The 26,898-nt window shown below is 71.6% G+C and carries 18 protein-coding genes; 5 read left to right on the forward strand and 13 right to left on the reverse strand.

Annotated features, from left to right (window positions below; translation table 11 throughout):
* Nucleotides 1-17: 17 nt before the first annotated feature.
* The 8 genes from ACFYY7_RS21015 to gcvPA all read right to left on the reverse strand — a co-directional run bounded on the left by ACFYY7_RS21015 (nt 18) and on the right by gcvPA (nt 8,929).
* Nucleotides 18-1,067 (reverse strand): NAD-dependent epimerase/dehydratase family protein, encoded by a 1,050-nt coding sequence (locus ACFYY7_RS21015; RefSeq protein ID WP_388663406.1) that lies wholly within the window; start codon nt 1,065-1,067, stop codon nt 18-20.
* 64 nt (nt 1,068-1,131) lie between these two features.
* Nucleotides 1,132-1,863, reverse strand: a complete 732-nt coding sequence (locus ACFYY7_RS21020; RefSeq protein WP_388663407.1) for a lysophospholipid acyltransferase family protein — start codon at nt 1,861-1,863, stop codon at nt 1,132-1,134.
* Between the two features lie 69 nt (nt 1,864-1,932).
* Nucleotides 1,933-3,150 carry a DUF4032 domain-containing protein gene (locus ACFYY7_RS21025; RefSeq protein WP_356088990.1) on the reverse strand — a complete coding sequence of 406 codons (1,218 nt, stop codon included), beginning with the start codon at nt 3,148-3,150 and terminating at the stop codon, nt 1,933-1,935.
* Between the two features lie 99 nt (nt 3,151-3,249).
* Entirely contained in the window at nt 3,250-3,891 is a 642-nt protein-coding gene (locus ACFYY7_RS21030) for a GntR family transcriptional regulator (RefSeq protein ID WP_358945236.1), read from the reverse strand.
* Between the two features lie 49 nt (nt 3,892-3,940).
* On the reverse strand, nt 3,941-4,687 hold the full coding sequence (locus ACFYY7_RS21035) for an SDR family NAD(P)-dependent oxidoreductase (RefSeq protein ID WP_388663410.1): 747 nt from the start codon (nt 4,685-4,687) through the stop codon (nt 3,941-3,943).
* Between the two features lie 68 nt (nt 4,688-4,755).
* Nucleotides 4,756-5,946 (reverse strand): ATP-NAD kinase family protein, encoded by a 1,191-nt coding sequence (locus ACFYY7_RS21040; protein ID WP_388663412.1) that lies wholly within the window; start codon nt 5,944-5,946, stop codon nt 4,756-4,758.
* Nucleotides 5,943-7,541, reverse strand: coding sequence for an aminomethyl-transferring glycine dehydrogenase subunit GcvPB (gene gcvPB, locus ACFYY7_RS21045; RefSeq protein ID WP_388663414.1), 1,599 nt, complete (start codon nt 7,539-7,541; stop codon nt 5,943-5,945). The genes ACFYY7_RS21040 and gcvPB overlap by 4 nt, the downstream gene beginning before the upstream one ends.
* Nucleotides 7,538-8,929, reverse strand: a complete 1,392-nt coding sequence (gcvPA, locus tag ACFYY7_RS21050; RefSeq protein ID WP_388663416.1) for an aminomethyl-transferring glycine dehydrogenase subunit GcvPA — start codon at nt 8,927-8,929, stop codon at nt 7,538-7,540. The genes gcvPB and gcvPA overlap by 4 nt, the downstream gene beginning before the upstream one ends.
* 143 nt (nt 8,930-9,072) lie before the next feature.
* On the opposite strand from gcvPA, the gene ACFYY7_RS21055 reads away from it, so the two are divergent.
* From ACFYY7_RS21055 to ACFYY7_RS21075, 5 genes are read left to right on the forward strand one after another with little or no spacing between them, the layout of a single operon-like run.
* Nucleotides 9,073-10,410 carry an ABC transporter substrate-binding protein gene (locus ACFYY7_RS21055; RefSeq protein ID WP_388663418.1) on the forward strand — a complete coding sequence of 446 codons (1,338 nt, stop codon included), beginning with the start codon at nt 9,073-9,075 and terminating at the stop codon, nt 10,408-10,410.
* Nucleotides 10,411-10,414: 4 nt separating this feature from the next.
* Complete coding sequence (locus ACFYY7_RS21060; protein WP_388663420.1) at nt 10,415-11,350, forward strand: carbohydrate ABC transporter permease; 936 nt, start codon at nt 10,415-10,417, stop codon at nt 11,348-11,350.
* Nucleotides 11,347-12,204 carry a carbohydrate ABC transporter permease gene (locus tag ACFYY7_RS21065; protein ID WP_388663422.1) on the forward strand — a complete coding sequence of 286 codons (858 nt, stop codon included), beginning with the start codon at nt 11,347-11,349 and terminating at the stop codon, nt 12,202-12,204. Before ACFYY7_RS21060 ends, ACFYY7_RS21065 begins: the two co-directional genes overlap by 4 nt.
* Nucleotides 12,201-14,234, forward strand: a complete 2,034-nt coding sequence (locus tag ACFYY7_RS21070) for a beta-galactosidase (protein ID WP_388663424.1) — start codon at nt 12,201-12,203, stop codon at nt 14,232-14,234. Before ACFYY7_RS21065 ends, ACFYY7_RS21070 begins: the two co-directional genes overlap by 4 nt.
* Nucleotides 14,231-16,435 (forward strand): trehalase family glycosidase, encoded by a 2,205-nt coding sequence (locus tag ACFYY7_RS21075; protein WP_388663426.1) that lies wholly within the window; start codon nt 14,231-14,233, stop codon nt 16,433-16,435. The genes ACFYY7_RS21070 and ACFYY7_RS21075 overlap by 4 nt, the downstream gene beginning before the upstream one ends.
* A 6-nt stretch (nt 16,436-16,441) precedes the next feature.
* Here ACFYY7_RS21075 and ACFYY7_RS21080 read toward each other — a convergent pair whose 3' ends face one another.
* Genes ACFYY7_RS21080 through ACFYY7_RS21100 form a run of 5 tightly spaced genes read right to left on the reverse strand, consistent with a single transcriptional unit; the run spans nt 16,442 to nt 26,572 of the window.
* A complete protein-coding gene (locus tag ACFYY7_RS21080) occupies nt 16,442-20,515 on the reverse strand; it encodes a hypothetical protein (RefSeq protein ID WP_388663428.1) in 4,074 nt (1,357 codons plus the stop codon).
* A 9-nt stretch (nt 20,516-20,524) separates the two neighbouring features.
* A complete protein-coding gene (locus ACFYY7_RS21085) occupies nt 20,525-21,400 on the reverse strand; it encodes a carbohydrate ABC transporter permease (RefSeq protein ID WP_388663430.1) in 876 nt (291 codons plus the stop codon).
* Nucleotides 21,397-22,359 carry a carbohydrate ABC transporter permease gene (locus ACFYY7_RS21090; RefSeq protein ID WP_388663432.1) on the reverse strand — a complete coding sequence of 321 codons (963 nt, stop codon included), beginning with the start codon at nt 22,357-22,359 and terminating at the stop codon, nt 21,397-21,399. The genes ACFYY7_RS21085 and ACFYY7_RS21090 overlap by 4 nt, the downstream gene beginning before the upstream one ends.
* On the reverse strand, nt 22,356-23,660 hold the full coding sequence (locus ACFYY7_RS21095) for an extracellular solute-binding protein (protein ID WP_388663434.1): 1,305 nt from the start codon (nt 23,658-23,660) through the stop codon (nt 22,356-22,358). The genes ACFYY7_RS21090 and ACFYY7_RS21095 overlap by 4 nt, the downstream gene beginning before the upstream one ends.
* On the reverse strand, nt 23,657-26,572 hold the full coding sequence (locus tag ACFYY7_RS21100) for a family 78 glycoside hydrolase catalytic domain (protein WP_388663435.1): 2,916 nt from the start codon (nt 26,570-26,572) through the stop codon (nt 23,657-23,659). The genes ACFYY7_RS21095 and ACFYY7_RS21100 overlap by 4 nt, the downstream gene beginning before the upstream one ends.
* Nucleotides 26,573-26,898 lie beyond the last annotated feature (326 nt).

Raw genomic sequence — 26,898 nt, forward strand, 5'->3', positions numbered from 1 at the left:
CGCCGAGGCCCCCCGCCTCACCCCTTCCGGTCGTACGCCGCCAGCCAGGCGTCCTCCGCCGTGTAGTCGAAGAGCTTCTTCCCGTATGCCCGCAGCATGGCGGGGAAGGCCTCCGTCCAGTCCTGGCCCGCCAGCTGTGCCGCGATCCACTCCACCGTCTCCGGCAGCGACTCCACATAGCCGGTGACCGGCCGGTACCCCAGCTCACGCTCGGCGGCCGTCATGTCGTACACGATGGGATGGGCGCCGCTCCAGGGCGTCGCGCCGACACCGTCCTCCCCGAACGGGCCCGCCATCAGCACGGTCTCGGTCCTGCGGCCGAGCACCGCGTCGACGGCCTCGCCGATCTCCGCGACCGTCGGCGCCTGCGGATCCCCGGCGTTCAGCACCCGTGAACCGGGCCGCAGGGCGGCGAGCCGGATCAGCTCGGCCAGGTTGGAAGCGTGGACCGGGTGGAAGCGGGACTCCCCGCCGAACGCGAGCACCCGCCGGGCGCGGCCGTCCAGGAGACGCTTCACGAAGTACAGCTCACGCGGCGATCGGCAATGCGTCCCGTGGATCGCCCCGGGCCGCAGCAGCGTCACCGGCAGCGCGTCCCCTGCCGCCAGCAGATCCTGCTCCAGCTGTATCTTCCGCGTCCCGTACGTCGTGTCGCCGGCCGGCACGGTGCGCTGCGACTCCGGGAGCGGCACCGGATACCGCGGCGCCCCGTCGGGTTCGCCCTGCGTATCGAAGCTGCGGCCCCGGTCGTCCTCGTACACCGCACCGCTGGAGACGACCACCGCCGAACCGATGCGGTCCGCGAGGCCGGTCAGCTGACGGGCGTGCCCCGCGTCGTACGCCACCATGTCGACCAGCACGTCGCAGCCGTCGCCCAGCGCCGCCGCGAGCGCCCCCTCGGCATTCCGGTCCAGGGCGGTCGTGCGCACCGCCGCGTCCCACTGCGGATCCCGGCCGCCGCCGAGCGAGGCGGCCGTAACCTCCCAGCCGTCCTCGACGAGTGACCGCACCGCCACTCGTCCGATCTGTCCCGTCGCGCCCAGCACCCATGCGTGTCCCTTGCTCATGGGAGCCACGCTAGGGCCCGGCGGTCACCGATCCCGGCGGCGTTCACCGAGCGCGGATCCGCCGTCAGCGTCGCAGTTTCGGGAACTTCTTCGGGAACTTCTTGGACTGTCCCGCCTGTTCGGCCTGCGCCGCCTTCACCTTGACCGCGTACTCGTCCACGTACTCCTGACCCGAGAGCCCGAGGATCGCGTACATGATCTCGTCGGTGACGGCCCGGACCGCGGCCTTCTGGTTCTCCATCCCGGCGTAGCGGGAGAAGTCCAGCGGCTCACCGAAGCGGATGGTGACGCGCTTGATGCGCGGGACGGTCTGTCCCGGCGGCTGGATCTCGAACGTGCCCACCATCGCGCACGGCACCACGGGCACCTGCGCCGTGATCGCCATGACGGCCACGCCCACCTTGCCCTTGTAGAGCCGGCCGTCGTGCGAGCGGGTGCCCTCCGGGTAGATCCCGAGGAGTTCGCCCCGGCTCAGCACCCCGAGCCCTTCCCGGATCGCCGCCTGTCCCGCCTCCTTGCCGGAACGGTCCACCGGGATCTGGCCGATGCTCCGGAAGAAGGCGGCGGTCAGCCGCCCCTTCACCCCCGGTCCGGTGAAGTACTCGGCCTTGGCGAGGAACGTGATGCGCCGCTTGAGGATCGCGGGCATCAGGAAGTGGTCCGAGAACGACAGATGGTTCCCGGCGACGATTGCCGCACCGTCCTCGGGGATGTGCTCCAGGCCCTCGATCCTGGGGCGGAAGAACAGTCGCAGGAGCGGCCCGAGGATGACGTATTTGAGCACGTGGTAGAACACGGGGTGGCTCCTAATGCCTCTCGTCTGGATCATGCCTGGCTCGCCGGCGCACGTCTCCGGGAGGGCAGCCTATGTGCAGCTGTCGTCCTCCGTAACCGTCTTCCTGACGTAGTCCTGGACCGCCGCGTCGAGTCCGATGTCGTGCTGGGCCTGCTCGGAGAGGTGCCAGCGGTGTTCGAGGAGCTCGTGGTAGAGCTCGGCCGCGTCCATCCGGGCGGGCGCGTGGTCGCGTGCCGCGCGCACGGTGGGCCGGAAGATCTCCCGGACCCAGCGGTGGGCCAGCACCTCGGTGCGGGCGCCGTGCCGGTCGCCGGGCGCGTAGTCGTCCTGGGTGGCCATCCAGCTCTCCAGGTCGTTCAGGAGCCGGCGCGCCTGGTTCTCCTCCGCGTCCATCCCGGTGAGCCGCAGGAGTTGGCGCTGATGATGACCGGCGTCCACGACCTTGGGCACGAACGTGACCGTGTTCCCCTGGTCCGAGTGCGATATCTGCATCTCGGCGACGTCGAAGCCCAGGTCGTTGAGGCGCCGGATGCGGCGCTCCATGTAATGGTGCTTGCCCGCCGGGTAGACGGAGGTACGGGTCAGCTCCGTCCACAGCGCCTGGTAGCGCTCCTCGATCTCCAGGCCGAACGCGATCGGGTCGATGGACGGATGCAGCGCGCCCGATGCCTCCAGATCGAGCATCTCGCCGCTGATGTTGACCCGGGCGAGCTCGATGTCGTACCCGCGCTGCCCGTCGCTGAGCCGGGGGTGCAGCTCACCGGTCTCGGCGTCCACGAGGTAGGCGGCGTACGCGCCCGCGTCCCGCCGGAACAGGGTGTTGGACAGCGAGCAGTCCCCCCAGGCGAACCCCGTCAGATGCAGCCGGACGAGCAGGACGGCGAGGGCGTCCATCAGGCGGTGCACCGTGCCGGGGCGCATGGTCGTCTCGAACATCGAGCGGTAGGGCAGCGAACCGCCCAGGTGGCGGGTGATCAGGACGGGTTCCAGGGGCGAGCCGTCGGCCCCGGTCCGGCCGGTGACCACGGCGAGCGGGTCGACGGCGGGTATCCCGAGCCGGTCGAGCGTACGCAGGAGTTCGTACTCGCGCAGCGCCGGCCGTTCGGCGAGCTCCTTCACGGCCACGGTCTCCTCGCCCGCTCGCGCGTAGCGCACGACGTGCCGGGAGATGCCGCGGGGGAGCGGCACGAGGTACTCGTCGGGCCACTGCTCCAGGGGGATGTGCCAGGGCAGTTCGAGCAGGAGGGCCGGGTGTTCGGGGTTGGTGGCGCTGATCTGCAGAGTCATGCGGTCACAGTCCCTGGGTCGTGCGACGGGTCGACCGTGATCGGACCCCGAAGGGGCGGTGCGGGTCAAGACCCGGGTCCGCACCGCCGCCACGCGCCGTCAGTCCTTCAGATGCTCCAGGATCCGGTGCATCCCGCTGTTCCAGTTCTCCTTGAGCGCCACGACGGCCGCGTCCAGGTCACCGCGTTGCAGGCACTCGGCGATCCGCTCGTGCTCCTGTGCCGAGCGCTCCAGGATGTCCTGGTCGCCCAGGGCGACCCGCTCGTAGCGGTGCATCGTCACCTTCAGGGAGGTGATCAGCTTCATCAGCCGGTCGTTGGTGCAGCCGGACAGCAGCAGGTCGTGCCACGCGTCGTCGTAACGCTCTATGACGTCGTGCGGTGCCTGCGGGGCCGAGAACGCGCGGGCCTCCTCCAGGAGGCGGGGGGCCGTCGCCGCCAGATGCTCCGGATCGCTGGACTCCAGGGCGAGCGCCTCCAGCGTCGCGACGATCGCGGACAGATCGCGGAACTCCTGCGCGCTGAGCGGCGTGAAACGGAAGCCCTTGCCGCGCTCGCTGGTGATGACGCCCTCACGCTCCAGCGTGATCAGTGCCTCGCGCAGCGGAGTACGGCTGACACCGAGCTCGGTGGCGAGCTGCCCCTCGTTGATCGGCGAGTTGGTCGCGATCGTGCCGCGCCCGAGGCGCTTGATCAGTTCCTCCTTGACCTGTTCGCGCAACGGGCGGTTTTCGATTGGCATGTGAAGCTGCCCTCCCCTTCGGTCCGGTCGATTATCCGCTACCGGCGGGTCACGCGGTACCGGCGCCGTCGACGGGGATGACCGCCCCGCTGAGGAACGCCGAGGCGTCGGAGGCGAGGAACGCCACGGTCTGCGCGATGTCGCGGGGCTGCCCGATCCGGCCGAGCGGCCGGTCGGCGGCGTCGGCGTAGAACGCGTCGGAGCTCTCGCCCAGCTGGCGGGCCTCCTCGGCGAGCATCCCGGTCGCCGTGTCGCCCGGGCAGACACAGTTGACGCGGATGTTGTCGGGGCCGTGGTCGATGGCCATGGCGCGGGTCATGTTGACGACGGCGCCCTTCGACGCGCAGTACGAGACGGCCCGGCCGCCGCCGCGGATGCCCCATCCGGAGCCGGTGTTGACGATGGAGCCGCCGCCCTGGGCCGCCATCCCCGGGATCACCAGCCGGCTCATCAGCATCACCGAGCGGATGTTCACGGCCATCACCAGGTCCCAGTCGTCCTCGGTGATCTCGCAGACCGTGGAGCGGCGGATGATGCCGGCGTTGTTGAAGAGGACGTCCACGCCGCCGAACCGTTCCTGTGCCGTGTGCACGACGGCCTCGCAGTCCTCGCGCCGAGACACGTCGCAGCGTACGAAGGTTCCTCCGGTGTCCTTCGCGGTGTGTTCGCCGCCCTCCGTGTCGATGTCGGCGATCACCACGCGGGCGCCGAGCTCGGCGAGGACCTGGGCGGTGGCGCGGCCGATGCCGGCTCCGCCGCCGGTGACGATCGCGCGCTTGCCTTCGAGGGAGATCATCCTGGGCTCCTTGTGTCCTGGGTCGGGATGTCGAGATGTCGGGGTGTCGAGGGGCCGGGGTTACGCGGTCACATGGCCAGGCGGTACAGCGAGGTGCGCCGCCTGCCGGTGATGACGGGAAGGTGGCCGGACAGCTCCGCGTCGAGCGCGTCGTCGCCGGTGTCCAGGAGCAGCGGGCGGCCGCCGAGCGCGGCCAGTTTGGCTTCCGTGCACAGCACGAGCAGGCGCTCGCGGCCGCCCGCCGCGCGCAGCACGCGCGGCGAGATCTGCTGATTGCCGCGGCCGAGGAGGAACCCCTGGCCGCCGATGGGGGAGAGGGCGATCCAGGCGGGACCGAGTGCCAGGAGGGTGTCCTCCCCGGCTTCGTGGACCACGATGCGGGGCGGGTGGCCCGGCCGCAGGGCGAGCGCGTCGACCCCGGTGAGCGAGACGTCCGCGCCGAGCGCCGCCGCCACCGCCCGGGTGGTGCTGCCGGGGCCGAGCACGAGGAGCCCTTCCCCGACCCGCTCGGCGACCTCGGCCGCGATCCCGCCGACCGCCCCGGGCGAGGCGGTGGTGCTGCCGGTCTTGCGCTGCTGCACGCGGACCGGCACGTCGGGGACGGGCAGCCACCCGAACAACCGGGAGGTGACACGCCCTTCGCCCAGGGCGTCCTCGTCGCGGTCCATCACCTCGGCGTCCCGCAGCCGGACGCCGCCCGCGCGGGCGAGCCACGCCGCCGCGACCTCGCCCGCGGCACGCGGGCTGACCGCGAAGACGGCCGAGTGCATCTTGACGCCGGTCGGCACGCCGAGGACCGGGCAGGGGACGTCGCCGGGGGAGCTGAGGGAGCCGGGGGAGTTGGAGGAGTTGCAGGAGCCGAGGGCGCCGAGCACGTCCCGCGCGGTGCCGTCGCCGCCGGCGAAGAGCAGCAGGTCGACGCCCTCGTCGACGACCGCCCTCACCGCGGCGGCCGTGTCCGCGGCCGAGGTGTCGCGGCCGGCCCCGGCGGCGTACACGATCCGTTCCGCGAGCCCCGCGGCGGCGGCGGAGTCGGCGCCCAGCCGCCCCGCGGCGGTGACGACGAGGAGCCCGTCCCGGGCCGACTCGCCCGCACGCGCCGCCAGTTCGCCCAGGGCCGCGGCCGCCCGTGCCCCCGCCAGCGGGCGTGCGCCCAGCGAGAGCGCCGTGCGGGCCCGGTCCGGGCCGTCGGTGCCGCCCAGGCCCACCCGGCCGCCGAGCCCGGCGACCGGGTTGACCACCAGACCGACCCTCGTCACCGGCCGGCCTCACCGAGCACCTTGCGGCGGTACGCGCGCCAGGAGACCGCCCAGACCGCGGGGTCGTCCAGGGCCTGAGGGCGTACCCGGTGGATGGTCGAACGGTGCGGCGCCGTACGTACGGTCTCCGGGTCCTCGTACGCCTCGCGGGCGATCTCCGCGAGGATCGCCGCGTACTCGTCGAGGTCGGCGCGCGTGTACGACTCGGTCGGTTCCAGCGTCATGGGCTCCGGGACCACGTACGGGTGGTGGCTGGTCCAGTAGTGCGTGCCGAAGTCCGCGGCGCGCAGGCCGATGTCCTCGGAGTGCAGCCCGGTGTCCTGGTGGAGCTTCTCCCAGCTGTAGCGGACCTGCTCGACGCGCGGGCGCCCGGCCGCGTACGGCACGGAGACGCCCGGGATCTGCCGGACCTTGTGCAGCAGGTAGTTGTTGTTGAGGACCGCCGTCTCTGCGGCGGCCCGCAGACCCTCCGCCCCGAGCGACATGATCCAGGCGTAGGCGCGGACCAGGTTCGGCACGACGCCGTAGAACGGCCGCATCTTGCCGACCGACCCGGGCCGGTCGTCGTCCAGCCGGTACGTGCCCGTCTCCGGGTCCAACTCGACGGTCGGGCGCGGGAGATACGGGGCCAGCTCCTCGGTGACCGCGCAGGCGCCCGCCGCCGGGCCGCCGCAGGCGTGCGGGGTCGAGAACGTCTTGTGCAGGTTGAAGTGGCACAGGTCGAAGCCCGCGTCCCGGGCGCGGGTGATGCCGAGGATGCCGTTGGCGTTGGCCTGGTCGTACGAGCACAGGCCGCCCGCCTCGTGCACGATCCGCACGAACTCCTCGATGCGCGGGTTGTAGATCCCGGTGTCCTCGGGGTTGGTGATCAGGAGCGCCGCCGTGCGTGGGCCGACCGCCGCCCGGAGCGCCTCGATGTCGGGGTAGCCGTCGGCGTCCGGATGCAGGGTGATGACCTTGAAACCGGCGGTCTTCGCGCAGGCCGCGTTGGACGGGTGGGAGAAGATCGTCGTGATGACCTCGTCGCGCTGGTCCAGCTCGCCGCGCGCGGCGAAGTAGGCGCGGATCATGGCGACGTTGGTGTAGATGGCGGCGGAGCCCGCACCGGGCTGGAGCGAGACCCGGTCCATGCCGGAGAGCTCCTTCAGCAGCTGCTCCAGGCCGTGGATGATCCCGAGGACGCCCTGGACCGTGTCCTCGTCCTGGAGCGGGTGCAGCGCCGCGATCCGTGGGTCGCGGACGAACTGGTCGTTGACCTTGGGGCTGTACTTCATGGTGCAGGTCCCCTGGCCGACGTCGATGTTGAGATCGGCGCCGAGGTTCTCCTGCGAAAGGCGCAAGTAGTGTCGCAGGACCTGCTGTTGGGACATCTCCGGCAGGGCGGGCGGCTCGGCGCGGCGCAGCGCGGCGGGAATCACGGGCATGCCGAGGGACGGGTCGGCGGCCGGGACGAGGACGCCCCGCTCGCCCGGCGAACCCAGCTCGAAGATCAGCTTCTCGTCCCAGGACGCCTGCTGGAACCGGCGCAGCCGGGGCTTGTCGGCGATGCGCGCCTCCTCGGGGGAGACGGACACGGGCGCGTGCGAGGCGGTCACTTGACGATCTCCTTCAGGGTCGCGGCGAGCCGGTCGATGTCGGACCCGGTGTGGACTTCGGTGACGCAGAACGCGGCCTCGTGCGTACCGGTCGGGGTACCGCCGAAGATGCCCCGCTCCTTGAGTTCGGCGCGGATCTCGGCGGCGGTCCGGCCGCCCGTGTAGCGGACGGTGAAGTCGGCGAAGTGCAGGGCGTCGCCGTACGGGATCTCGATGCCGGGCACCTCGGCGAGGCTCCTGCGGGCGTACGCGGTCAGGGCGAGGATCGTCTCGCCGATCTCCCGCATGCCCTGCGGTCCCATCAGTGCGAGATAGACCCCGGCGCCGATGCCGTGCAGCGCGGCGGCCGTGCCGACCCACTCCTTGCCCTCCTCGCGCAGCGCGAACGAGGTCCGTTCGTAGGCGACGTCACCGAAGCCGTACTCGCCCTCGACGCTCGTCGGCACCAGGCCGAACAGCCGTGACGGATACTCGGCGACCAGCCTCTCCTCGTCGCGGGTGGCGATGAAACCGGCGTTCGCGCCGCCGAAGCTCTGGTGCAGGCCCAGCGGCTGGATGTCGCCGCACGCGATGTCGGCGCCGTACGCGGAGGGCGGCGCGAGCACGCCGAGCGTGAGCGGATTGCAGCCCACGACGTACAACGCACGTGCCTCGTGGGCGAGTTCGGCGAGGCGGGGGAGCGCCTCGTCGACGATTCCGAGCGCGGAGGGCGTGTCCGCGTACACCGCCGCGGTGTCGCCCGCGGCGAGCGCCTCGCGCACCGCTTCGAGGTCGGCGCGGCCGGTGGCCGGGTCGACAGGGACCACCGTCACGTCGTGGTCGGGGCGTACGTAGTCACGGATGCGGGAGAGCTTGTCGGCGTCGATCGCGGTGGCGACGAGCAGCCGTCGGCGGCCGGTGATCCGCCCCGCCATGCGCAGGGCCGTCCCCGATGCCTGGAAGCCGTCGTACACCGGGACGTTGACGATCTCGACATCGAGCAGCTCGGCCATCATCGACTGGTACTCCCACAGCGCCTGGAAGCGGCCGTGGTCCTCGTAGGGCTCGCCCGCGTATGCCGTGAGGAACTCGCTGCGGTTGACCACCTCGTCCACGACCGCCGGTACGTGGTGCTGGTAGCAGCCGGAGCCGAGGAAGCTGAGCGCCTGCCGCGTCGAGGTGTTGCGGCCCAGCAACTGTTCCATGTGGCGGGTGAGTTCGGCTTCCGAACGCAACGGCTCCGGCAGGTCGAGGGGGCGGTGCAGCCGGATGCCGTCCGGGATGTCGGCGTAGAAGTCCTCGACGCCCGCGGCGCCGATCTCCTCCAGCATCGCCTGCCGCACGGCCGGCACCGCGTTCGGGATGTAGGGATGGGTGTAGGTGTGGACGGAGTCCTGGGGTGACGTCATGCCGCGCCTTTCGCGTGCGCCGACTCGGGGGACGGCCATGGACCACAGCAGCAAAAGTCTTTGGGTGTACACCTCTTGACGGCAGCCTCCGTCATTCAGTGTTCTGAATACAGCATTAGGCATTCAGGCTCCAGGAGGCAAGAGTGTCAACAGGACCCACCCGACGGGCTGTTCTGGCCACAGGTTTCGCGACCGCGGCAACGTCCCTGGTCAGTGGCTGTGCCATGGGCGGCGCGGGCGGCGGAGAGGCCCGGGACATCGACGGCAGGAAGGACGACGAAGGGGGCAAGGTCAGAGGCAGGATCAGCGTCTGGTCGTGGGACGTGGCGGCCAAGGCCATGAAGCGCCTCGCCCGCACCTTCGAGGAGCGCCACCCCGGCACCACCGTCGACATCGTCGACATCGGCTACGACAACGCCTACGACAAGATCACCGTGGGCCTGCGCGGCGGCTCGGGTCTCGCCGACGTCCTCACGGTCGAGGGCAGTCACATGCCGCGCTTCACCGGCAACTTCCCCAGCGGCTTCTACGACCTGACCAGCCTCGGCGGCCGCTACGGAGGCGACTTCGACCGCGCCGCCTGGCGCACCGTCACCGGCAAGGACAGCGCGGTCCTCGCCCTGCCCTGGGACATCGGTCCCTGTGCGCTCTTCTACCGCAGGGACCACTTCCGTGCCGCGGGAGTGGACCCCGCGTCGCTGGTGACATGGGACGACTACGTGGCGGCGGGCGTCCGCATCAAGAAGGCCACCGGCCGCAAGCTGCTCATCATGGACTCCACGGACGCCGGGATCCTGCCGATGCTGCTCCAGCAGCAGGGCCAGTACTACTTCAAGGGCGGCCGGGTCGCGCTCGACACCCCGGAGGCCGTGAAGGCCCTCACCCTGATGAAGACCCTGCAGGACGAGGGGCTCGTCGACTACCAGAAGGGCTGGGACGGACTCGTCACCTGCACCAAGGAGGGCAAGGTCACCACCACACCCACCGCCGCCTGGTGGACGGGCACGCTCACCGACGAGATGCCTGAGCTGAAGGGCAGGTTCGGGGTGGTGCCGCTGCCCGGCTTCACCACCGACGGCATCCGCACCTCCAACGTCGGCGGCTCCACGCTCTGCGTCCCCGCGCAGAGCAAGAACCCCCGCCTCGCCTGGGCGTTCATCGAGTTCCTGCTCACCGGCAGGGCCAACCAGGTCTCCATGCTCAAGCGCGAAGGCCTCTTCCCCGCCTATCTGCCCGCGCTCGACGACCCGTACCTGAGCGAGAAACAGGAGTACTTCGGCGGGCAGGCCGTCCTCGACGTGTTCGCCCGGCTCGCCCGCAACATCCCTCCGGTCGAGAACAGCAAGGACGACGCGAAAGCCACCGACATCGTGGTCTCCGCCGTCAACGGTGTGATGCTGCGCGGCAAGGACCCGCGTGCCACCCTCGACTCGGCCGCGCGGCAGCTCGCCACGGCCACCGGCCGCGAAAGGGTGAAGTAGCCCGATGGCCGTCCACACCACCTACGACCGGCCGGTCGCCCCCGCCCGTGCCCCCCGTGCCCCGGCCACGGCGCGCCGCAGACGCCGGCGCCCCACCGCCTGGATCTTCGCCGGACCGGCGGCCGTCCTCTTCGTGCTCTTCTTCGCCTACCCGCTGGGCGCGAGCTTCCTGCAGAGCTTCACCACCGAGGACGCCGGCGCCACCCGCTGGGCCGGACTCGACCAGTACCGGCGGATGATCGAAGACCCCGCCTTCCTGGAGTCCCTGTTCAACACCGGGGTCATTCTCGTCGTGCAGGTCCCCGTCATGATCGGCCTGGCCCTCGTCCTGGCCGTCCTGCTCAACCAGTCCTGGCTGCGCTTCCGCGGCACCTGGCGGGCGGTCTACTTCCTGCCCGCCGTCACCACACTCGTCGCGTACGCCGTCGTCTTCCAGGTCCTCCTCAAGACCGACGGCGGCCTGGCCAACCAGATCCTCGGCGCCGCCGGTATCGGCCAGGTCGACTGGCTCAACAGCCCCACCTGGGCTCGCGTCTCCCTGATCGCGTCCCTGACCTGGCGCTGGACCGGCTACAACGCCGTCATCCTGCTCGCCGGACTCCAGTCCATCGGCAAGGAACAGTACGAGGCCGCCGCCATCGACGGCGCCACCACCTTCTCCACGTACGCCCGGGTGATCCTGCCGCAGCTGCGTCCCGTCGTCCTGTTCTGCGTGATCACCTCCACCATCGGAACACTCCAGCTCTTCGACGAGAACTACGTCCTCACCCGCGGCGGCCCCGACGACGCGACCCTCACCCCCGTCGTCTACCTCTACAAGGTCGGCTTCCAGCAGCTCGACTTCGGCTACGCCGCCGCCATCGCCTGGGTGGTCGTGGCCCTCATCGCCGCGATCTCCGCCCTCCAGTACGTCGCCTTCGGAAGGGAGCGCCGCCGGTGACCGCCCTCCAGCAGCCCCCCGTACGCGTCCACCCGGTCCGGCGCCTGGGCCGCTACGCCGTGCGGCTGCTGCTCGCGGCCGGTGCCGTCGTCAGCCTGGTGCCGTTCCTCTGGATGGCGATCGCCGCGACGCACTCCACCTCCGACCTGTTCCACTCGCCGCCCCCGTTCCTGCCCGGCGGCCGGCTGCTCGACAACCTCGCGCGGCTCCAGGACACCATCGGCTTCGGCCGGGTCCTGCTCAACAGTGTCGGCATCGCCGTCGTCCACACCGCGCTCAGCTCGCTGATCTCCGCCATGTGCGGCTACGGACTGGCCAAGTACCGCTTCCGAGGCCGCGGTCTGCTGCTCGGCGCCGTGCTCGCCACGATGATGATCCCGTTCCAGGTACTGCTCGTGCCGCTGTTCCAGATGATGGCCAGCGTCGGCTGGATCGACTCGTACCAGGCGGTGATCCTGCCGTTCCTGGCGAATTCCTTCGGCATCCTCCTGATGCGGCAGGGCTTCGTCGACTTCCCCGACGAGCTCCTCGAATCCGCCCGCATCGACGGCTCCGGCGAGCTGCGCACCTTCTACCAGGTCGTGCTGCCGTGCGTGCGCCCGCAACTCGGCGCCCTGGTCATCTTCACGTTCATGGCGCAGTGGAACAGCTTCATCTGGCCCCTGCTCATGCTCAACTCGGAGGACAAGTACACCGTGCCCGTCGCGCTCAACACCCTCACCGGTCTCTCCCACGTCGACTACTCCGGCCTGATGCTCGGCTCGCTCCTCGCCACGCTCCCGCTGATGCTCCTCTTCCTGCTGTTCCAGCGGCAGTTCGTGGCCGGGCTGCTCGGCGGGGCGGTGAAGGGATGAGCCGCCCGCCCCGTGTCCCGGGCATCCTCTACGGCGGTGACTACAACCCCGAGCAGTGGCCCGAGGAGGTCTGGGCAGAGGACGCCGCGCTGATGCGCGAGGCCGGTGTGAACATGGTGACCGTCGGCGTCTTCTCCTGGGCCCGGCTCCAACCCGGCCCGGACTCCTGGGACTTCGACTGGTTCGACCGGCTCCTTGACCTGTTGCACGTCCACGGGATCGCCGTCGACCTGGCCACCGCGACCGCGTCACCGCCGGCCTGGCTGGTCCGCGCCCACCCGGAGATCCTGCCGGTCACGGCCGACGGCGTACGCCTCGAATTCGGCTCCCGCCAGCACTACTGCCCCTCCTCGCCCGACTACCGCGCCGCCGCGCTCCGCCTCACCCGCACCCTCGCCGAACGCTACGCACACCACCCGGCGCTCGCCCTGTGGCACATCCACAACGAGTACGGCGACCACGTCACCGAGTGCTTCTGCGCCCGCTCCGCCGACCACTTCCGCGCCTGGCTCACCGACCGTTACGGCACCGTCGACGCCCTCAACCACGCCTGGGGCACCGCGTTCTGGTCGCAGCGCTACGGCAGTCACGAGGAGATCGAACCGCCGCGCACCGCACCCGGACCGGTCAACCCGACACAACTCCTGGACTGGCGCCGCTTCTGCTCCGACGCCCTTCTCGAATGCCACCGCGCAGAACGCGAGGCACTGCGGGAGATCAGCCCGGACATCCCGGCCACCACCAACTTCATGTCGATGTTCAAGGCACTCGACTACTGGAAGTGGGCCGAGCACGAGGACCTCGTCTCCGACGACGCCTACCCGGACCCCGCCGACCCGCACGCCCACGTCAACGCCTCGCTCAACTACGACCTCATGCGCTCCCTCAAGGGCGGCCGGCCCTGGCTGCTCCTCGAACAGGCACCATCCGCCGTCAGCTGGCGTCCGGTCAACGTCCCCAAGAAGCCCGGAGTGCAACGCCTCTGGTCGCTCCAGGCACTGGCCCGCGGCGCCGACGGCATCATGTACTTCCAGTGGCGCGCCTCCCGCGCCGGCGCGGAGAAGTACCACAGCGCACTGCTCCCGCACCGCGGCACCGCCTCCCGGGGCTGGCGCGAGACCGTCCGCTTCGGCGCCGAACTCGCCCGGCTCGGCGAGATCACCGGCACCACCACCCCGGCCGACGTGGCGATCGTCCTGGACTGGGACTCGTGGTGGGCCCTGGAGGCCGAGGACCACCCCTCCGCCCGGATGCGCTGGCGCGAGCTGCTGCACCCCTGGTACGCGGCGCTCCACGCCCGCGCAGTCTCCGTCGACTTCGTGCCCCCGCACGCGGACCTGGACGGTTACCGGGCCGTCCTCGCCCCCAACCTCCACCTGCTGCGGACCGAGAACGCCGCCCGCATCACCGCCTACGTGCACGGCGGCGGCCACCTCGTCTGCGGGCCCTTCAGCGGCGTCGTCGACGGCCACGACCACATCCACGACGGCGGCGCACCGGGACCGCTGCGGGACGTACTCGGTGTCTCCGTCGACGAGTTCTGGCCGATCCCCGACGGTACGGAGCTGCCGCTCGCCTCCGGCGCACGGGCCACCCTGTGGAGCGAGTGGATCGAGCCCGAGGGCCCGGACACGGAGACCGTCGACTCGTACGCGGCCGGCGAACTGGCGGGCCGCCCCGCCGTCACCCGCCACCGCCACGGCACCGGCACCGCCTGGTACATCAGCGCCCACCTCGGCGACGGCATCGCGGCCGTGCTCGACGAAGCGCTGCGGGCGGCGGGCGTACGCCCCGTGCTCGACGTCCCCGAGGGCGTCGAGGCGACCGTACGCTCCGGCGCGCAGGGCACGTACCTCTTCGTCCTCAACCACACCGACCACGACACCCGGACGCCACTGACCGGCTGCCACGGGGCCGGCGGCACCGATCTGCTCACCGGAGCCGCTGTCCGCGACCACATCGACCTCGGCCCGCTCGGCGCCGCCGTTCTGCGCATTGCCACCGACTCCCCGGAAGGGACCGCGAAATGACCCGCCGCAGAGACCGACACCTGACCGCACACCGCCCCATCGGCGCCCTGACCGCGCTCCTGCTCGCCGGCGGCGCCCTCGCCGTACCGCAGACGGCCGCAGCCCACGGGCACCCGGAACCCCCGCCCGCCTACGCCGACGTCCTCGATCTGCACGGCACCCCCGCCGCCGCCGAGCCCGGCGACGACGAGGACAACAACCCCGTCACCGTCTTCGCCGACCGGGGCGCCTGGCACGCCTACGCACTGCCGGAGACCGGGGACGAGGACGCCTACGGCGGCTTCTCCGGACCCCTCTACATCGCCCAGGAATACCCCTGGTGGCTCAGCAAGTCCTTCAGCCGCATCCGCCTCACCGAACACGGCCGGCCCATGGACCTGGCCGGCGGCGGCGCCCCCCGCTCCACCTCGCTCCCGGGCCGCCTCCTCCAGTCCTACGACCTCGGCCGCGGCCTGCGGCTCACCCTCGAACTCCGCTTCGCCACCGACCGCACCGCCCTGATCAGGGCCGAGGTCCGCAACACCGGCCCCGCAACCCGCACACTGGGCGCCGACTGGACGGGCACCCTGCTGCGCCCCGCCGACAAGCCGATGCGCGACGCGCCGTCGCTGACCGCCACCGGCTCCGGCGTCGGGGTCGACTTCGCGAAGGTACGCGAGACCTGGGACTACCTCACCGACGGCACGGAACGCTTCGAGGTCACCCACAAGGACCGCGTCCGCACGACCGTGGACGGCGACACCTACCGCACCGAGGCGGCGCGGCCGGTGACCCTCGCGCCCGGCCGCTCGCACAGCTTCGACTGGACCGAGTCCTACACCTTCACCGCCGCCGAGCGCACGAAGGAGAAGGCGAGGGTCCGCGACGTACTGGCCCGCCCCGCCGCCGTCGTGTCCGCGTCGGACGCGCGCTGGCGCGGCTATGTCGCCGGGGTGACCCGGGGCGTCCCGGCCGACCGGCGGCGCACGGCCGTGAAGTCCCTCCAGACCCTCGTCACCAACTGGCGCGGCGCGGCGGGACAGATCAAGCACGACGGCATCACTCCGTCCATCTCCTACAAGTGGTTCACCGGCGGCATCTGGGCCTGGGACACCTGGAAGCAGGCGGTGGGCACGGCGCGCTTCGCACCCGAGCTGGCCCAGTCGCAGATCCGCTCCATGTTCGACTGGCAGATCCTCCCCGACTCCGCGAACCGCCCCCAGGACGCCGGGATGATCCCCGACGTCATCTTCTACAACGACCCCGAACGCGGCGGCGGCAACTGGAACGAGCGCAACTCCAAGCCCCCGCTGGCCGCCTGGGCAGTGTGGGAGGTGTACGCGAAGTCGGGGGACCGGGCGTTCCTGCGCGAGATGTACCCGAAGCTCGTCGCGTACCAGGACTGGTGGTACCGCAACCGGGACCACGACCGCGACGGGCTCGCCGAGTACGGCGCCACCGTCGACCCGGCCAACGACTCCCCCGAGCAACGGCGGCTCGCCGCGGCCTGGGAGAGCGGCATGGACAACGCGCCCCGCTTCGACGCCACCCTCGGCACCGGCACCGTCGCCAACAGGGCCGCCGACGGAACGCTCCTCGGCTACTCCGTCGACCAGGAATCCGTCGACCTGAACTCCTATCTCGCCGCCGACCAGAGCTACTTGGCCCGCATCGCGGGAGCGATCGGCCGGGGCGCCCACGCCAGGCACTGGAAGCAGCGCTCCGCCGCCACCTCCGCCGCCGTCCGCACGACGATGTACGACCCCTCGGACGGCTGGTTCCACGACACCGCGCTCGGCACCGGCGCACCGCTCACGGCCCGCGGCCGCGGCATCGAGGGCGCCGTCCCGCTGTGGACCGGAACGGCGTCCGCCGCGCAGGCCCGCGCCGTGCGCGACAAGCTGACGGACCCGGCGGAGTTCGCCACCACCGTGCCCTTCCCGACCGTGTCGAAGAGCTCGCCCTACTTCTCGCCGACCGCGTACTGGCGCGGCCCCGTCTGGTTCGACCAGGCCTACTTCGCCCTCGGCGGCCTGCGCCGCTACGGCTACGGCAAGGACGCGGACGCCCTGACGGACCGGCTCCTCACCCACGCCTCGGGCCTCACGGGAGACGGACCGGTCATGGAGAACTACGACCCCACCACCGGGGCGCCCCTCAACTCGCCCGGCTTCAGCTGGTCGGCCGCGCTGCTGCTGCCGATGCTGACGGGAGAGAAGTAGGACCCGTCACCCCCGCTCGGTGCGCAGCCGTACCGGACCCAGCAGACCGCTGACGCGCTGACCGGGAAAGACGAAGTGGGTCGGGCTCGTCGAGTCCAGGCGGGGTGCCAACGTCCCGAACACGGTGATCTCCAGGGCGTTGGCCCCCGGCACGACCAGACCCGTCAGATCGAACACGTACGGGGAACACACCCGCACCCCCGCCACGACGCCACCGACCCGTACCTCCGCCGTCCCCCGGACCCGCCCGAGGTCGAGCGACACCCGTCCCGCGACGGCCCCGGCCGGCACGGTCACCTCGCGGCCGTACCGGACCCCGCCGCTGTACTCGGCCAGCCCCTGACCCTCCCAGTCGCCGAGCCGGATCCGCCCGGGGCCGACCACGCAGCGCACCGGACCGGCCAGCGCGGCCCCACCCTCGTACCCCGGGCGGGTCCGGACCCGCAGTGCCGCCGTCCGCGGCCCGCCACGGTCACCGGGCGGCAGATCGGCCGTCACGGTGCGCACCCCCCGGGCATCGGTGGCGCTCACGTCGGCGGGGCACTCGGCGCCGTCCACGTGGACGGTGACCTCGCCGTACACCTGCGCCGTCAAACGGGTTGTTCCGGGCGGAAGTTCGCACCACAGCCACTCCAAGCCGCCCCGCCGCCCCGGAACCGCGAACCGGACCGGAACCACCGTGCCGTCGTCGGCCTCCGGGTCCAGCCAGGAGGCACCCGGCAGCGGATGCGGGCGGCGGCGCAGACACAGCGCGGCGGGGTCTCCCACCGGCTCACGGCGCACCCGGACCGGCTCGCGGCCCTGCGGCCCCTCGGCCCACCAGCGGGCGTCGCTGTGCAGCGTCGCGACGGACTCGCCGTCCGCACCGTCCGCACCGTTGATGAGCGCGTCCACCAGGACCGCGCGCTCGCCGTCGCCGGACGCCTCGACCGTGATGTGGTTGTCGCCGACCCGCAGCGCCGCCGCCACGTCGTGCCGCCGTACGCGTGGCACCGCGTGCTCGGCGTACGGGTCGAAGCCGCCCTGTCTGCCCATGAGCCGGCCGTTCACCCGCAGTGCGCAGGGCACCTTGGACGCGACCTGGACGACTGCGCGGGCGGGGAGCGCGGTCAGTCGCAGCGTCGTACCCATGGTCCCGGGCGCGTGGATCCACTCCGGGCGCCGGTAGTGCCCGGGGTCACGCACGAGCGCCAGGTGCGCCCGCAGGTCACAGTCCTGATCGGGTGTCAGTTCCAGTTCCAGGAGATGGACTCCGGCCGTCGTCCGTACCGGGCCCATCGCGAGATGACCCCCGTCGTCGAGCGCCACGCGAACACCGTCGAGCCGGACCCGCTTCGCCGCCGCCGCCCCGATCGCGAGGTGCCCGTCGAAGTCCTCGCCCAGGTGCATCGCCGCGCTCAGCCGCACCACCTCTCCGGCGACCGCACGGCCGATGTGCGCGAACTCCTCCGGCACATGCCCCTTCGGTCCCAGGACCGCACGATGCACCGGGTCCTTGTGCACGCCCAGGGTCTCGGACCATTCCAGTACCGACGGGCCGTCCCGGCCGGGCCCCTCGCGGAGCACCAGCGCGCGCGGTCCGAATGTCGCGCGGACCGTGGCCGGTGGCGGACCGGAGCCGGGAGGCGCCGATGCCCAGCCGTCCCGGACGCCGTCCTCACCGGCCGCCTCCGCCCGGTGCCGGAAGGTACGGCACTCGGTGACGGCCGGGCCGGCGGGGGGACCGGTCGCCGGGCGGGCGAAGTCGCCCCAGGTGTTGTCGAGCGTGGGCACGAGCACCATGTCCCACTCCGCGTCCGGGGGGATCTCGACGGTGGTGGCGGTGGACGGCCGGGCGCCGGAAACCACGGGCCCGTCCGGCTCCCGGCCCTGCGCGGCCGGGAAGACCAGCACGGCCGCGGGGCCCGTGTCGAACGGGACGTCGACCTCGACGGTTCGGGGCTCGTCGACGACGGGCCGCACCGGCAGCCGCCGGGAAGCGCCGCCGAACGGGTCCACCAGAACGGCCGGGCCCGCCACGTCCCGCACCCGGACCAGGGCGCGCCGCGCGTAGCGGGCGGGGTCGAAGTCGTAACGGACGTCCAGCCAGCCCAGGGCGGCGCCCCGCTCGTCGGGGGCGGCGACTTCCGCACGGGTCGCCCGCGGGGCGGCCGCGGTCAGGAAGACCACCGTGGCGCCGTCGACCCGCCGCGCGAGCGCGGGCACCGGCGCGCGGACGACGGGCCGTACCCCGCCGAGAGCGGCACCGAGCGAACGGGCCGGGTCGTCCGTCCGGGGTACGTGCACGGCCCGGCCGTCCGCGAAACACGCCCGCAGCCCGTCCGCAGCAGTGGACGGCCCGGAGCCCACGAGCTGTTCGGGGAGCTCGCCCCAGGCGATCAACCGACCGCCGGCGGAGACGAATTCGACGAGCCGCTCGGCCGTCTCCCGTTCGAGGACGGTGCACGAGGGAAGCACGATCGTCGAGTACGCCTCGTCCGCGACCCGCAGCCGTACGCCGTCGTCGAGCCGCGAGACGCGGGCCCGGGCCACCGAGGCGTCGTCGATGACGTCGGTGTCGAGACCGAGCCGGTCCAGGACGCCCGGCCGGGTGCGGAACCAGGCTATGTCCCCGATGAGTTCGAGATAGGCCGACTGGGCGCGGGACGCCGCCTCACCGACGCTGTCCAGGGCGGTGCCCGCCTGGGCGGTGGTGGTGGGCAGCAGGACCGCGACGTCGCACAGATGGTGACCGAGGCCCAGGATCGCGCAGAGCCGGGTCACGGCGTCGGCGAACACACGGTGGTGGCGCCAGTAGGGCTGGCGCCAGTCGGTCGCGGGCGGCGCCCACTCCCACCAGCCGCCCTTGGTCGTGTAGTAGACGGCATGCGGGTTGTACAGCGTGGCACCGGCACGGAGCCAGGGGAGCAGCCAGTCGAAGGTCTCCTCCAGGGTGCCGCCCCAGCCGGTGGAGTGGAACGCCTCGACCCAGGTGCGGGGACGGCCGTAGAGGTGGGCGAGCGAGGAGTGGACGCGGGCGTCCCCGTGATGGTCGGAGCCGGGCGCCGAGAACCAGCGATGGGTCCGCGCGTAGTCGGCGTACAGCTCCACGCCCGCGACCGGATGTCCGGCGCGGGCCGGGTCCTGCTGGTCGCAGCCGATGAGCAGCCCGTGCCGCTCGTGCCAGGCGGCCAGCGGCCGGAAGAACGCCTCCTCGGCCAGTTCGGCACGGGTCAGGTGGTAGTCGCGCCGGACCCGGTGCACGTCCCGGTCCGCGCAGTCCTCGTACAGGGCGTCCAGCCGCTCGGTGATGTCGTACCCGCGAAGACGCAGAAAGGCGTCGGCGAAACCGGCGGACCAGGTGGGCAGGGACGGCAGTTCGTCCTGGAACGAGCCGGCCACGACGGACCCGAGCCGGTCACCGAGCCGGCGCTCGAACTCCCCGTGCACCTGGTCCAGCAGCGCCGCGCACGCCTCGGCGCCCAGGTAGTCGAAGCCGAGTGCCTCGTGGTGATGGAGCGTCAGCCGCCAGCGGCCGGCGCCCGGCGCCCGCAGGACCCCGTCGGCCACCGTCACCGCTACCGCCGGGCCGGTGCTCCGGCCGTCGGCGTCGAGCGGTTCGGCACGGCCCGCGAGCGGCCGGCCCCGGGGCGGACACCGCAGCTCGCCGGCGCGCTCCGCCGAGGACTCGACCACGGCCCGTACCCGGCCGAGCCGGCGACCGGCGTACGCGGGCCGCTCGTCGACGATGCAGGCCTGCAGATCGGCGCCGGAGAAGCCGAGCTGGTCGTAGAACCAGAGCCGTACGCCCAGCTCACGGGCGTCGTCGCACACCCCGTCGAGCAGCGCCCACCACGCGTCGGAGAGGAACGGCGGGTCGTCGGCGTCGGAGCCGAACAGCGGACCCGACGGCGCCAGGTTGAGGAGCACCAGATTGTGCACCCCGCCCTCGGCGAAGTGCTCCAGCTGCGCCCGCAGCCGCGTCCGGTCGAGCCGTTCCCCGCTCCACCACCAGATCGCGACGGGCGAGAAGGCGCGCGGGGGCCCGGCGAGTACCGCCGCGACGCTCGGCGGGAGGAGCGGATCACCCGGATGTGCCATGAGAGGTCCTCAGCCCTTGAGGCCGCCCGCGAAGCCCTTGATCACATAGCGCTGGAGGACCACGAAGACGATCAGGATCGGCAGTGCGGCGAGCACCAGTCCGGCGAAGACGAGCCCGTAGTCCGAAACGTACTGGCCGACGAACGCGAAGATGCCCACCGGCACGGTCTCCTTGTCGGAACCGCCCAGGTAGAGCAGCGGTGTGAAGAAGTCGTTCCAGATGAACACCGCGTTCAGGATGATCACGGTGCCGGTGATGGGGCGCAGCAGCGGGAAGACGATCCGGGTGAACGCCTGCCGGTGGTTGCAGCCGTCGATCAGCGCGGCCTGGGCGTAGTCCTGCGGCAGCGCGCGGATGAATCCGGTGTACAGGAAGACGGTGAACGGCAGTTGGATGCCGGTGTAGAAGAGCACCATGCCCTGGTACGTGCCGAGCCAGCCGAGGTCGTCGACGAGCTTGTACAGCGGGATCATGCCGAGCTGGAACGGCAGCACGATGCCCAGCAGGAACAGGATGTACAGCCCGTAGCCGAGGCCGCGGGCGCACCGCGCGAGGTAGTAGGCCCCGGTGGAACCGACGACGATCAGGAGCAGCAGACTGACGACGGTGATGACCGTGCTGTTGAGCAGTGCGGGCCCCAGCGACGCGGAGGACCAGGCGTCGCCGAAGTTGCCGAAGGTGGGCGGCGAGGGCAGCGAGAGGGGCGACTCGGAGATCTGCCGGGGGTCCTTCATCGCCAGGGTGATCAGGGCGTACACCGGGAACAGGAAGACGACGGCGACGGCGATCATGACCAGTTCGAGGGCGTACTGCCCGTACCGCGGTCTGCGGCCCCCGCGGCCGGCCTTCCGGTTCACCGGTCCGCGGGCCGTTGTGACGCTCACGCGGTGACCTCCCTCGCACGCAGATAACGGAGCTGGACCAGGGAGACCGCGGCGACGAACAGCGCGAGGACCAGGGCCACGGCGGTGCTGTAGCCGAACTTCCCGTAGACGAACGCCTCCTTGTACAGGACGGTCGACAGGGTCTCGCTGGAGGTGCCGGGACCGCCGTTGGTGGCGGCGTAGACCTGGTCGAAGAGCTTGAGACCGCCGATGGTCGACAGCATCAGGTTGATCGTCAGCGCCGGGGCCAGGAGCGGCCAGGTGACATAGCGGAAGCGCTGCCAGGAACCCGCCCCGTCGATCCTCGCGGCCTCGTGGAGTTCGGCGGGCACACCCTGGAGCCCGGCCAGGAAGACGACCATCGAGTAGCCCGCGTACTGCCACACGACCATCGCCGCGACGGACCACAGGGCGAGCGAGGGGTTGCCGAGCCAGTCCTGACGCAGCCCGCCCAGTCCGACGGCGCCGAGCAGCCCGTTGAGCCCGGCGCCGTTCTCCGGGTTGTAGACGTACTTCCACAGGATCGCGACCATGACGGGGCTGACCACGGCCGGTGCGAAGAAGATCAGCCGCAGCACCGCGCGGGACTTGATGTTGGCGTGGACACCGAGCGCCAGCAGCAGGCCGATGCCGTTCTGGACGACGACCACGGCGATGGTCAGGAGCAGGGTGTTGGTGACGGACTCCAGGGCGCGGCCGTCGTCGAGCAGGGCGCGGAAATTGTCCAGGCCCGTGAAGGTGAAGCCGCCGATGCCAGACCAGTCGGTGAAGGCGTACATCACCCCGGCGAGGCTCGGGTAGAGCACGACGACGGCGTAGACGACGAGGGCCGGGACGACGAAGAGCCAGGGCGGGACGGTGTGGTCGCGGCGCCGGGCCGGCCGGCCGTGACCCGTTCGTGGAACGTCCCCGGCCGCCGTGACCACGCCGGGGACGGTCTTCTGGGGGGTGCTCGTCACGATTTCTTCCCGTAGGCCTCGTCCATCTGTCCCAGGGCGCCGTCGACGTCCGTCTTCCCGGCGAGCAGATTCTGCACTGCGGCGAAGTGGGCGGGCTGCACCTCGGCGTTGGGCCAGCTCTGGTCCATGAAGGGGACCGCCCGGTTGTCGTCGATGATGGGCAGGAAGTCTGAGAGGACCGGGTCGATCTTCGTCGAGGCATTGCGCTTGAACGGGATCGCGGCCACGGACTGTGCCCAGCGGTCGACGTTCTCCTGCTTCCCGAGGAACTCGATGAACGCCTTCGCCGCCGACTTCCTGGACCGTGCCGAGACGCCGAGCCCGACGACGATGCCCGCCGGGATCCACAGCTTCGCGGGGTCGTCACCACCGGGGAAGGGGAACATGCCGAGGTCCTCCGGAGTCCGGGCGGCCTGGCGGAAGTTGGCGAGCACGGCGGAGACCTGGACGGCCATGGCGGCCTTGCCGCCGGCGACCATCGAGGTCTGCTGCTCGTACGTCGTTCCGTTGGGGTTCTCGTTGAAGAAGCCCCGGCGCTGGAGTTCCTGGTACTTGCCCAGGGCGTCGGCCCACCCGGAGCCGCGGAAGTGCGCCTTGCCGGAGGCCATCTCGGCGTCGAACCCGGGGTTCTTCGCATAGACGGCGTTGGGGACCAGCGCGTACGTGATCAGCTGGGTGACCCAGGCCGTCTGTGCGCCGAGTGCGATCGGGACGATGCCCTTGGCCTTCAACTTGGCGCAGACATCCAGGAGTTCGCTCCACGTCCGGGGCGGTTCCACCCCGGCCTCGGCGAAGGCCTTCTTGTTGTAGATGGCGCCGATGGCGCTGCTGCCCGCCGAGTAAAGATACGTTTTTCCTTCGCGGCGGTAAGCGGGGTGGAAGTTCGCCGGAACCTCTTTGGTCCACGCCTGCTCGCTGAGGTCGGCGAGCAGTCCGGCCTTGGCCAGCTCGACCATGGACATGGCGCTGCCACTGCCCGGATAGAGCACATGCACATCCGGGGCGTTGCCCCCGGCGAGTTGGGTGCGCAGCACCGTCTGGACCTGGTCCGTGGGTGCGAAGGAGGTGGCGAACGTGTCGTCGGGGTGGGACTTGCGGTAGAGGCCGACGAGTTCCTGTATCGGCTTCTGCTGGTCGGCGACGCCGACGACGCGCAGCTTGCCGGAACCGCCGCCGGAGTCGGAGCAGGCGGTCAGAGCGGGCGGCAGGGCGGCGAGCGCCGCGACCCCGCCGCCGATCCGGAGAAAGCCCCGGCGGCCGACCGTGCTTCGGCCCGGCCGGAAGCGAGAACCCGTCGTCATGGTGTGTCCTCCTCGTACGAACGGGCGAACGAAGGTTTCGTCGCCGGTCCTGATGTGCGTCGGCTCGGGGCGAGCGACAGCGGCAGTTCAGCCCCGGGCGGCCCCGCGTGGCAGTCCACCGGAGGATGGGCCGCGGTGAAGCGGTAGGCGCCCGAGGACACGCGGTGGACCACGTGGTCGGAGGCGGTCGCGATCAGCGTGATGTGGCGGTCGTCGGCGCCCGGCACCAGGCCCGATTCGCGGACCGAGCCGGGGTCCGTGGTGGGCACGTGCACATCGGCGGTGGCGCCGGGCGGCACCTGGACACGCAGGGAGATCCGGTCGCCCTGCCGCTCCCAGGTCACCCTCACGGTGCCGCGCACGGACTCGTGGTGGGCGCTCGCGTGGCGCAGGCCGCCGGGGCGCGGCCGGATCCGCAGGTGCCGGTATCCCGTGGAGTCCGGCGCCTGGTCCAGGCCGGCGACACCGCGGTAGAGCCATTCGCCGATCGAGCCGAGCGCGTAGTGGTTGAAGGAGTTCATCGACGGTGCCCGGAAGCCCGTGCCCGGGGTCCAGCCGTCCCAGCGTTCCCAGATCGTGGTGGCGCCGTGCCGCAGCGGGAACCGCCACGAAGGCACCTCGTCGCGGAGCAGGAGCGCATGGGCGAGGTCGGCCCGTCCGTGGTCGTCGAGGACGGGCGCGGCGAGCGCCACCCCGAGGAATCCCGTCAGCAGGGCGGGTCCGGCCGACTCGATGAGTTCGGCGAGACGGCGGGCGGCCGCCTCAGCGAGCCCGGCGGGCAGCAGATCGAAGGCGAGCGCGACGAGATACCCGGTCTGGGTGTCACCGGCGACGCGTACGGACAGGCCGTCCGCGGCATTCCGGGACGTCACGAACTGCTCGGTGAACGTACTGCGGACGTCGTCCGCCAGCCGGTGGTAGCGCTCGCCGGTGTCCTTCTGCCTGAGCACATCGGCGGCCTGCGCGGTGAGCCGGGCGCTCTGCGCGAAGTACGCGGTCGCGATCACGTCGCGCGGGGTGGGGGTGCCCGGGGCGAGCCAGTCGGAGAAGTGCGGGCCCACCCGGTCGCGCCAGATCAGACCGGGGTTGTGGCGATGGATCAGGTCGACCCAGGCGCACATGCCTTCCAGGGCCCGGGAGAGGAACCGCGGGTCGTCGTAGACGCGGTAGAGGTGCCACGGGATGATCACCCCCGCATCGGCCCAGCCGGGCGCCCCCTCGTCCGCGACGCCCACGAGGCGCGGAGCGACATTGGTGAAGCCGCCGTCAGGGGTGCGGGCGTCGTCGACATCGCGCAGCCACTTGGTGAAGAACGCGGCGACATCCGCGTTGAGCGCGGCCGTGGGCAGGAAGACCTGCGCGTCCGCGAGCCAGCCGAGCCGCTCGTCGCGCTGCGGACAGTCCGTGGGCACGCTCACGAAGTTCGAACGCTGCCCCCACGCCACACAGTCGTGGAGCCGTCTCAGCTCGGCGTCCGAGCAGTCGAACTCCCCGGCCCACGGGGTGTCGCTGTGCAGTGCCACGGCGACGACATCGGCCTCGGCCAGCTCGGGCACGCCGCTGATCTCCGCGTACCGGAACCCGTGATACGTGAAGCGCGGCTCGAACACGATGTGCTCGCGCCCGTCCCCGACGAGCACATCGGTCGCCGCGGCCGTGCGCAGATTGGCGGTGTAGAGCCGCCCCGCCCCGTCCAGGACCTCGGCGTGCCGGATCACCACCCGGGCCCCGGCCGCGAGCCGGCGCACCGTCAGCCGTACACGTCCGGCGAGGTTCTGGCCGAAGTCGACGACGTGGGTGCCGGGGGAGACGCGTTCGACCGAGCGCGGGCGCAGTTCGGCCATCGCCCGCACGGGCTCGTCGGCGGAGGCCACCAGCAGGCGGTGATCGGCGTCGGTGACCTGGGCGGGGGACCAGCCGGAGTCGTCGAAGCCGGGCAGCTCCCAGCCATCGGCGGAGCGCCGGAGGTCATGGCACTCGCCCATCAGCAGATCCGCGTGGCGGATCACCCCGGTGGCGGTGCGCCAGGTGTCGTCGGTGACCAGCACGGAGCCCCGGCCGTCCGCCCCGGTCAGGTGGAGTTCGGCCAGGAACTGGGGGTACGAGCCGTAGTGGGCCCCGGACCGGCGCGGCTCGAAGCCGACGAATCCGCTCCACCAGCCGTCGGCGACGGTGGCCGAGAGGACGTTCTCGCCGTCCCGCAGCGATGCGGTGACGTCGTACGTCTGGTACTGCACGCGGTGGTGGTAGTCGGTCCAGCCGGGCGCGAGTTCGGCGTCACCGACCCGTTCGCCGTTGAGCCGGACCTCGTACAGGCCGCGCGCGCTGACGTACAGCCTGGCCCGGGTGCCGGCCGACGCGGTGAAGGCCCGGCGCAGCACCGGGCACGGGGCGAGCCCGTGGTCGTCGAGGGCGAACTCGCCCTCGGTGGGCGCGTCCATGACATCGACCGGGCGCGGGTCGTGGGTGATCCACGAGGCCCGCCACTCGTCGGTCCGGATGAAGCCGGTCTCGAACCACGAGCTGTCCTCGACGGGCGTGTCCGATCCGGCCGGCCACACCGAGACCCGCCAGTGGAAGCGCGTACGGCCCGGCAGCGCCGGACCGGCGTAGTCGACGGCCGTGGCGCCGGGATCGGCCACCCGGCCGGTGTCCCAGAGGGGTCGGCCGCCCCCGTCCGGATCCCCGGTGTGCTCGGTGACGCGGACCCGGTAGGCCACCGGGTCGTCGCCACGAACGTCGGAGGCCAGCCGCCAGGAGAGCCGGGGCGCGGGTTCGTCGATCCCCAGCGGGGTGGTGCGGTGTTCGCACCGCAGGGCGTACGGACGCAGCCTCCGGGCCTCCGGCCGGCCGGTCACCGGCCCTTCGGCGGGGCGGCGGGCGGGGACACCCGCTGCCGGGGAACCGGACACGAACACGTCCTTCCGTCGCACCGAATTTCCCGATGTGAAATCTAACGTTAATTCTGTGGCGTGGAGACTATGAGCCGCCCTCAGGGGTGTCAAGGGTGTTGCCGACCTGGGATCGGTCGCGTCGGAGAAGGGCTGATGTCTCCTCAACTAACCGCCTGTGAACGGCAATATGACCACTCGTAGGTGGTCTTGTGGCGTGTGTTTCCTCTGTGATATTCACCCTGTGATTACCACATGGACGGGCGTGAAATCACGCGCCGATCCCATCTCGTACCGGACGGAATCCCGCCCGACGAAGGGACGAGTTTCATGCAAATGAACAGAGC

Origin of the sequence: Streptomyces sp. NPDC001933 (assembly GCF_042890955.1) — a bacterium.
Classification (GTDB): Bacteria; Actinomycetota; Actinomycetes; order Streptomycetales; family Streptomycetaceae; genus Streptomyces.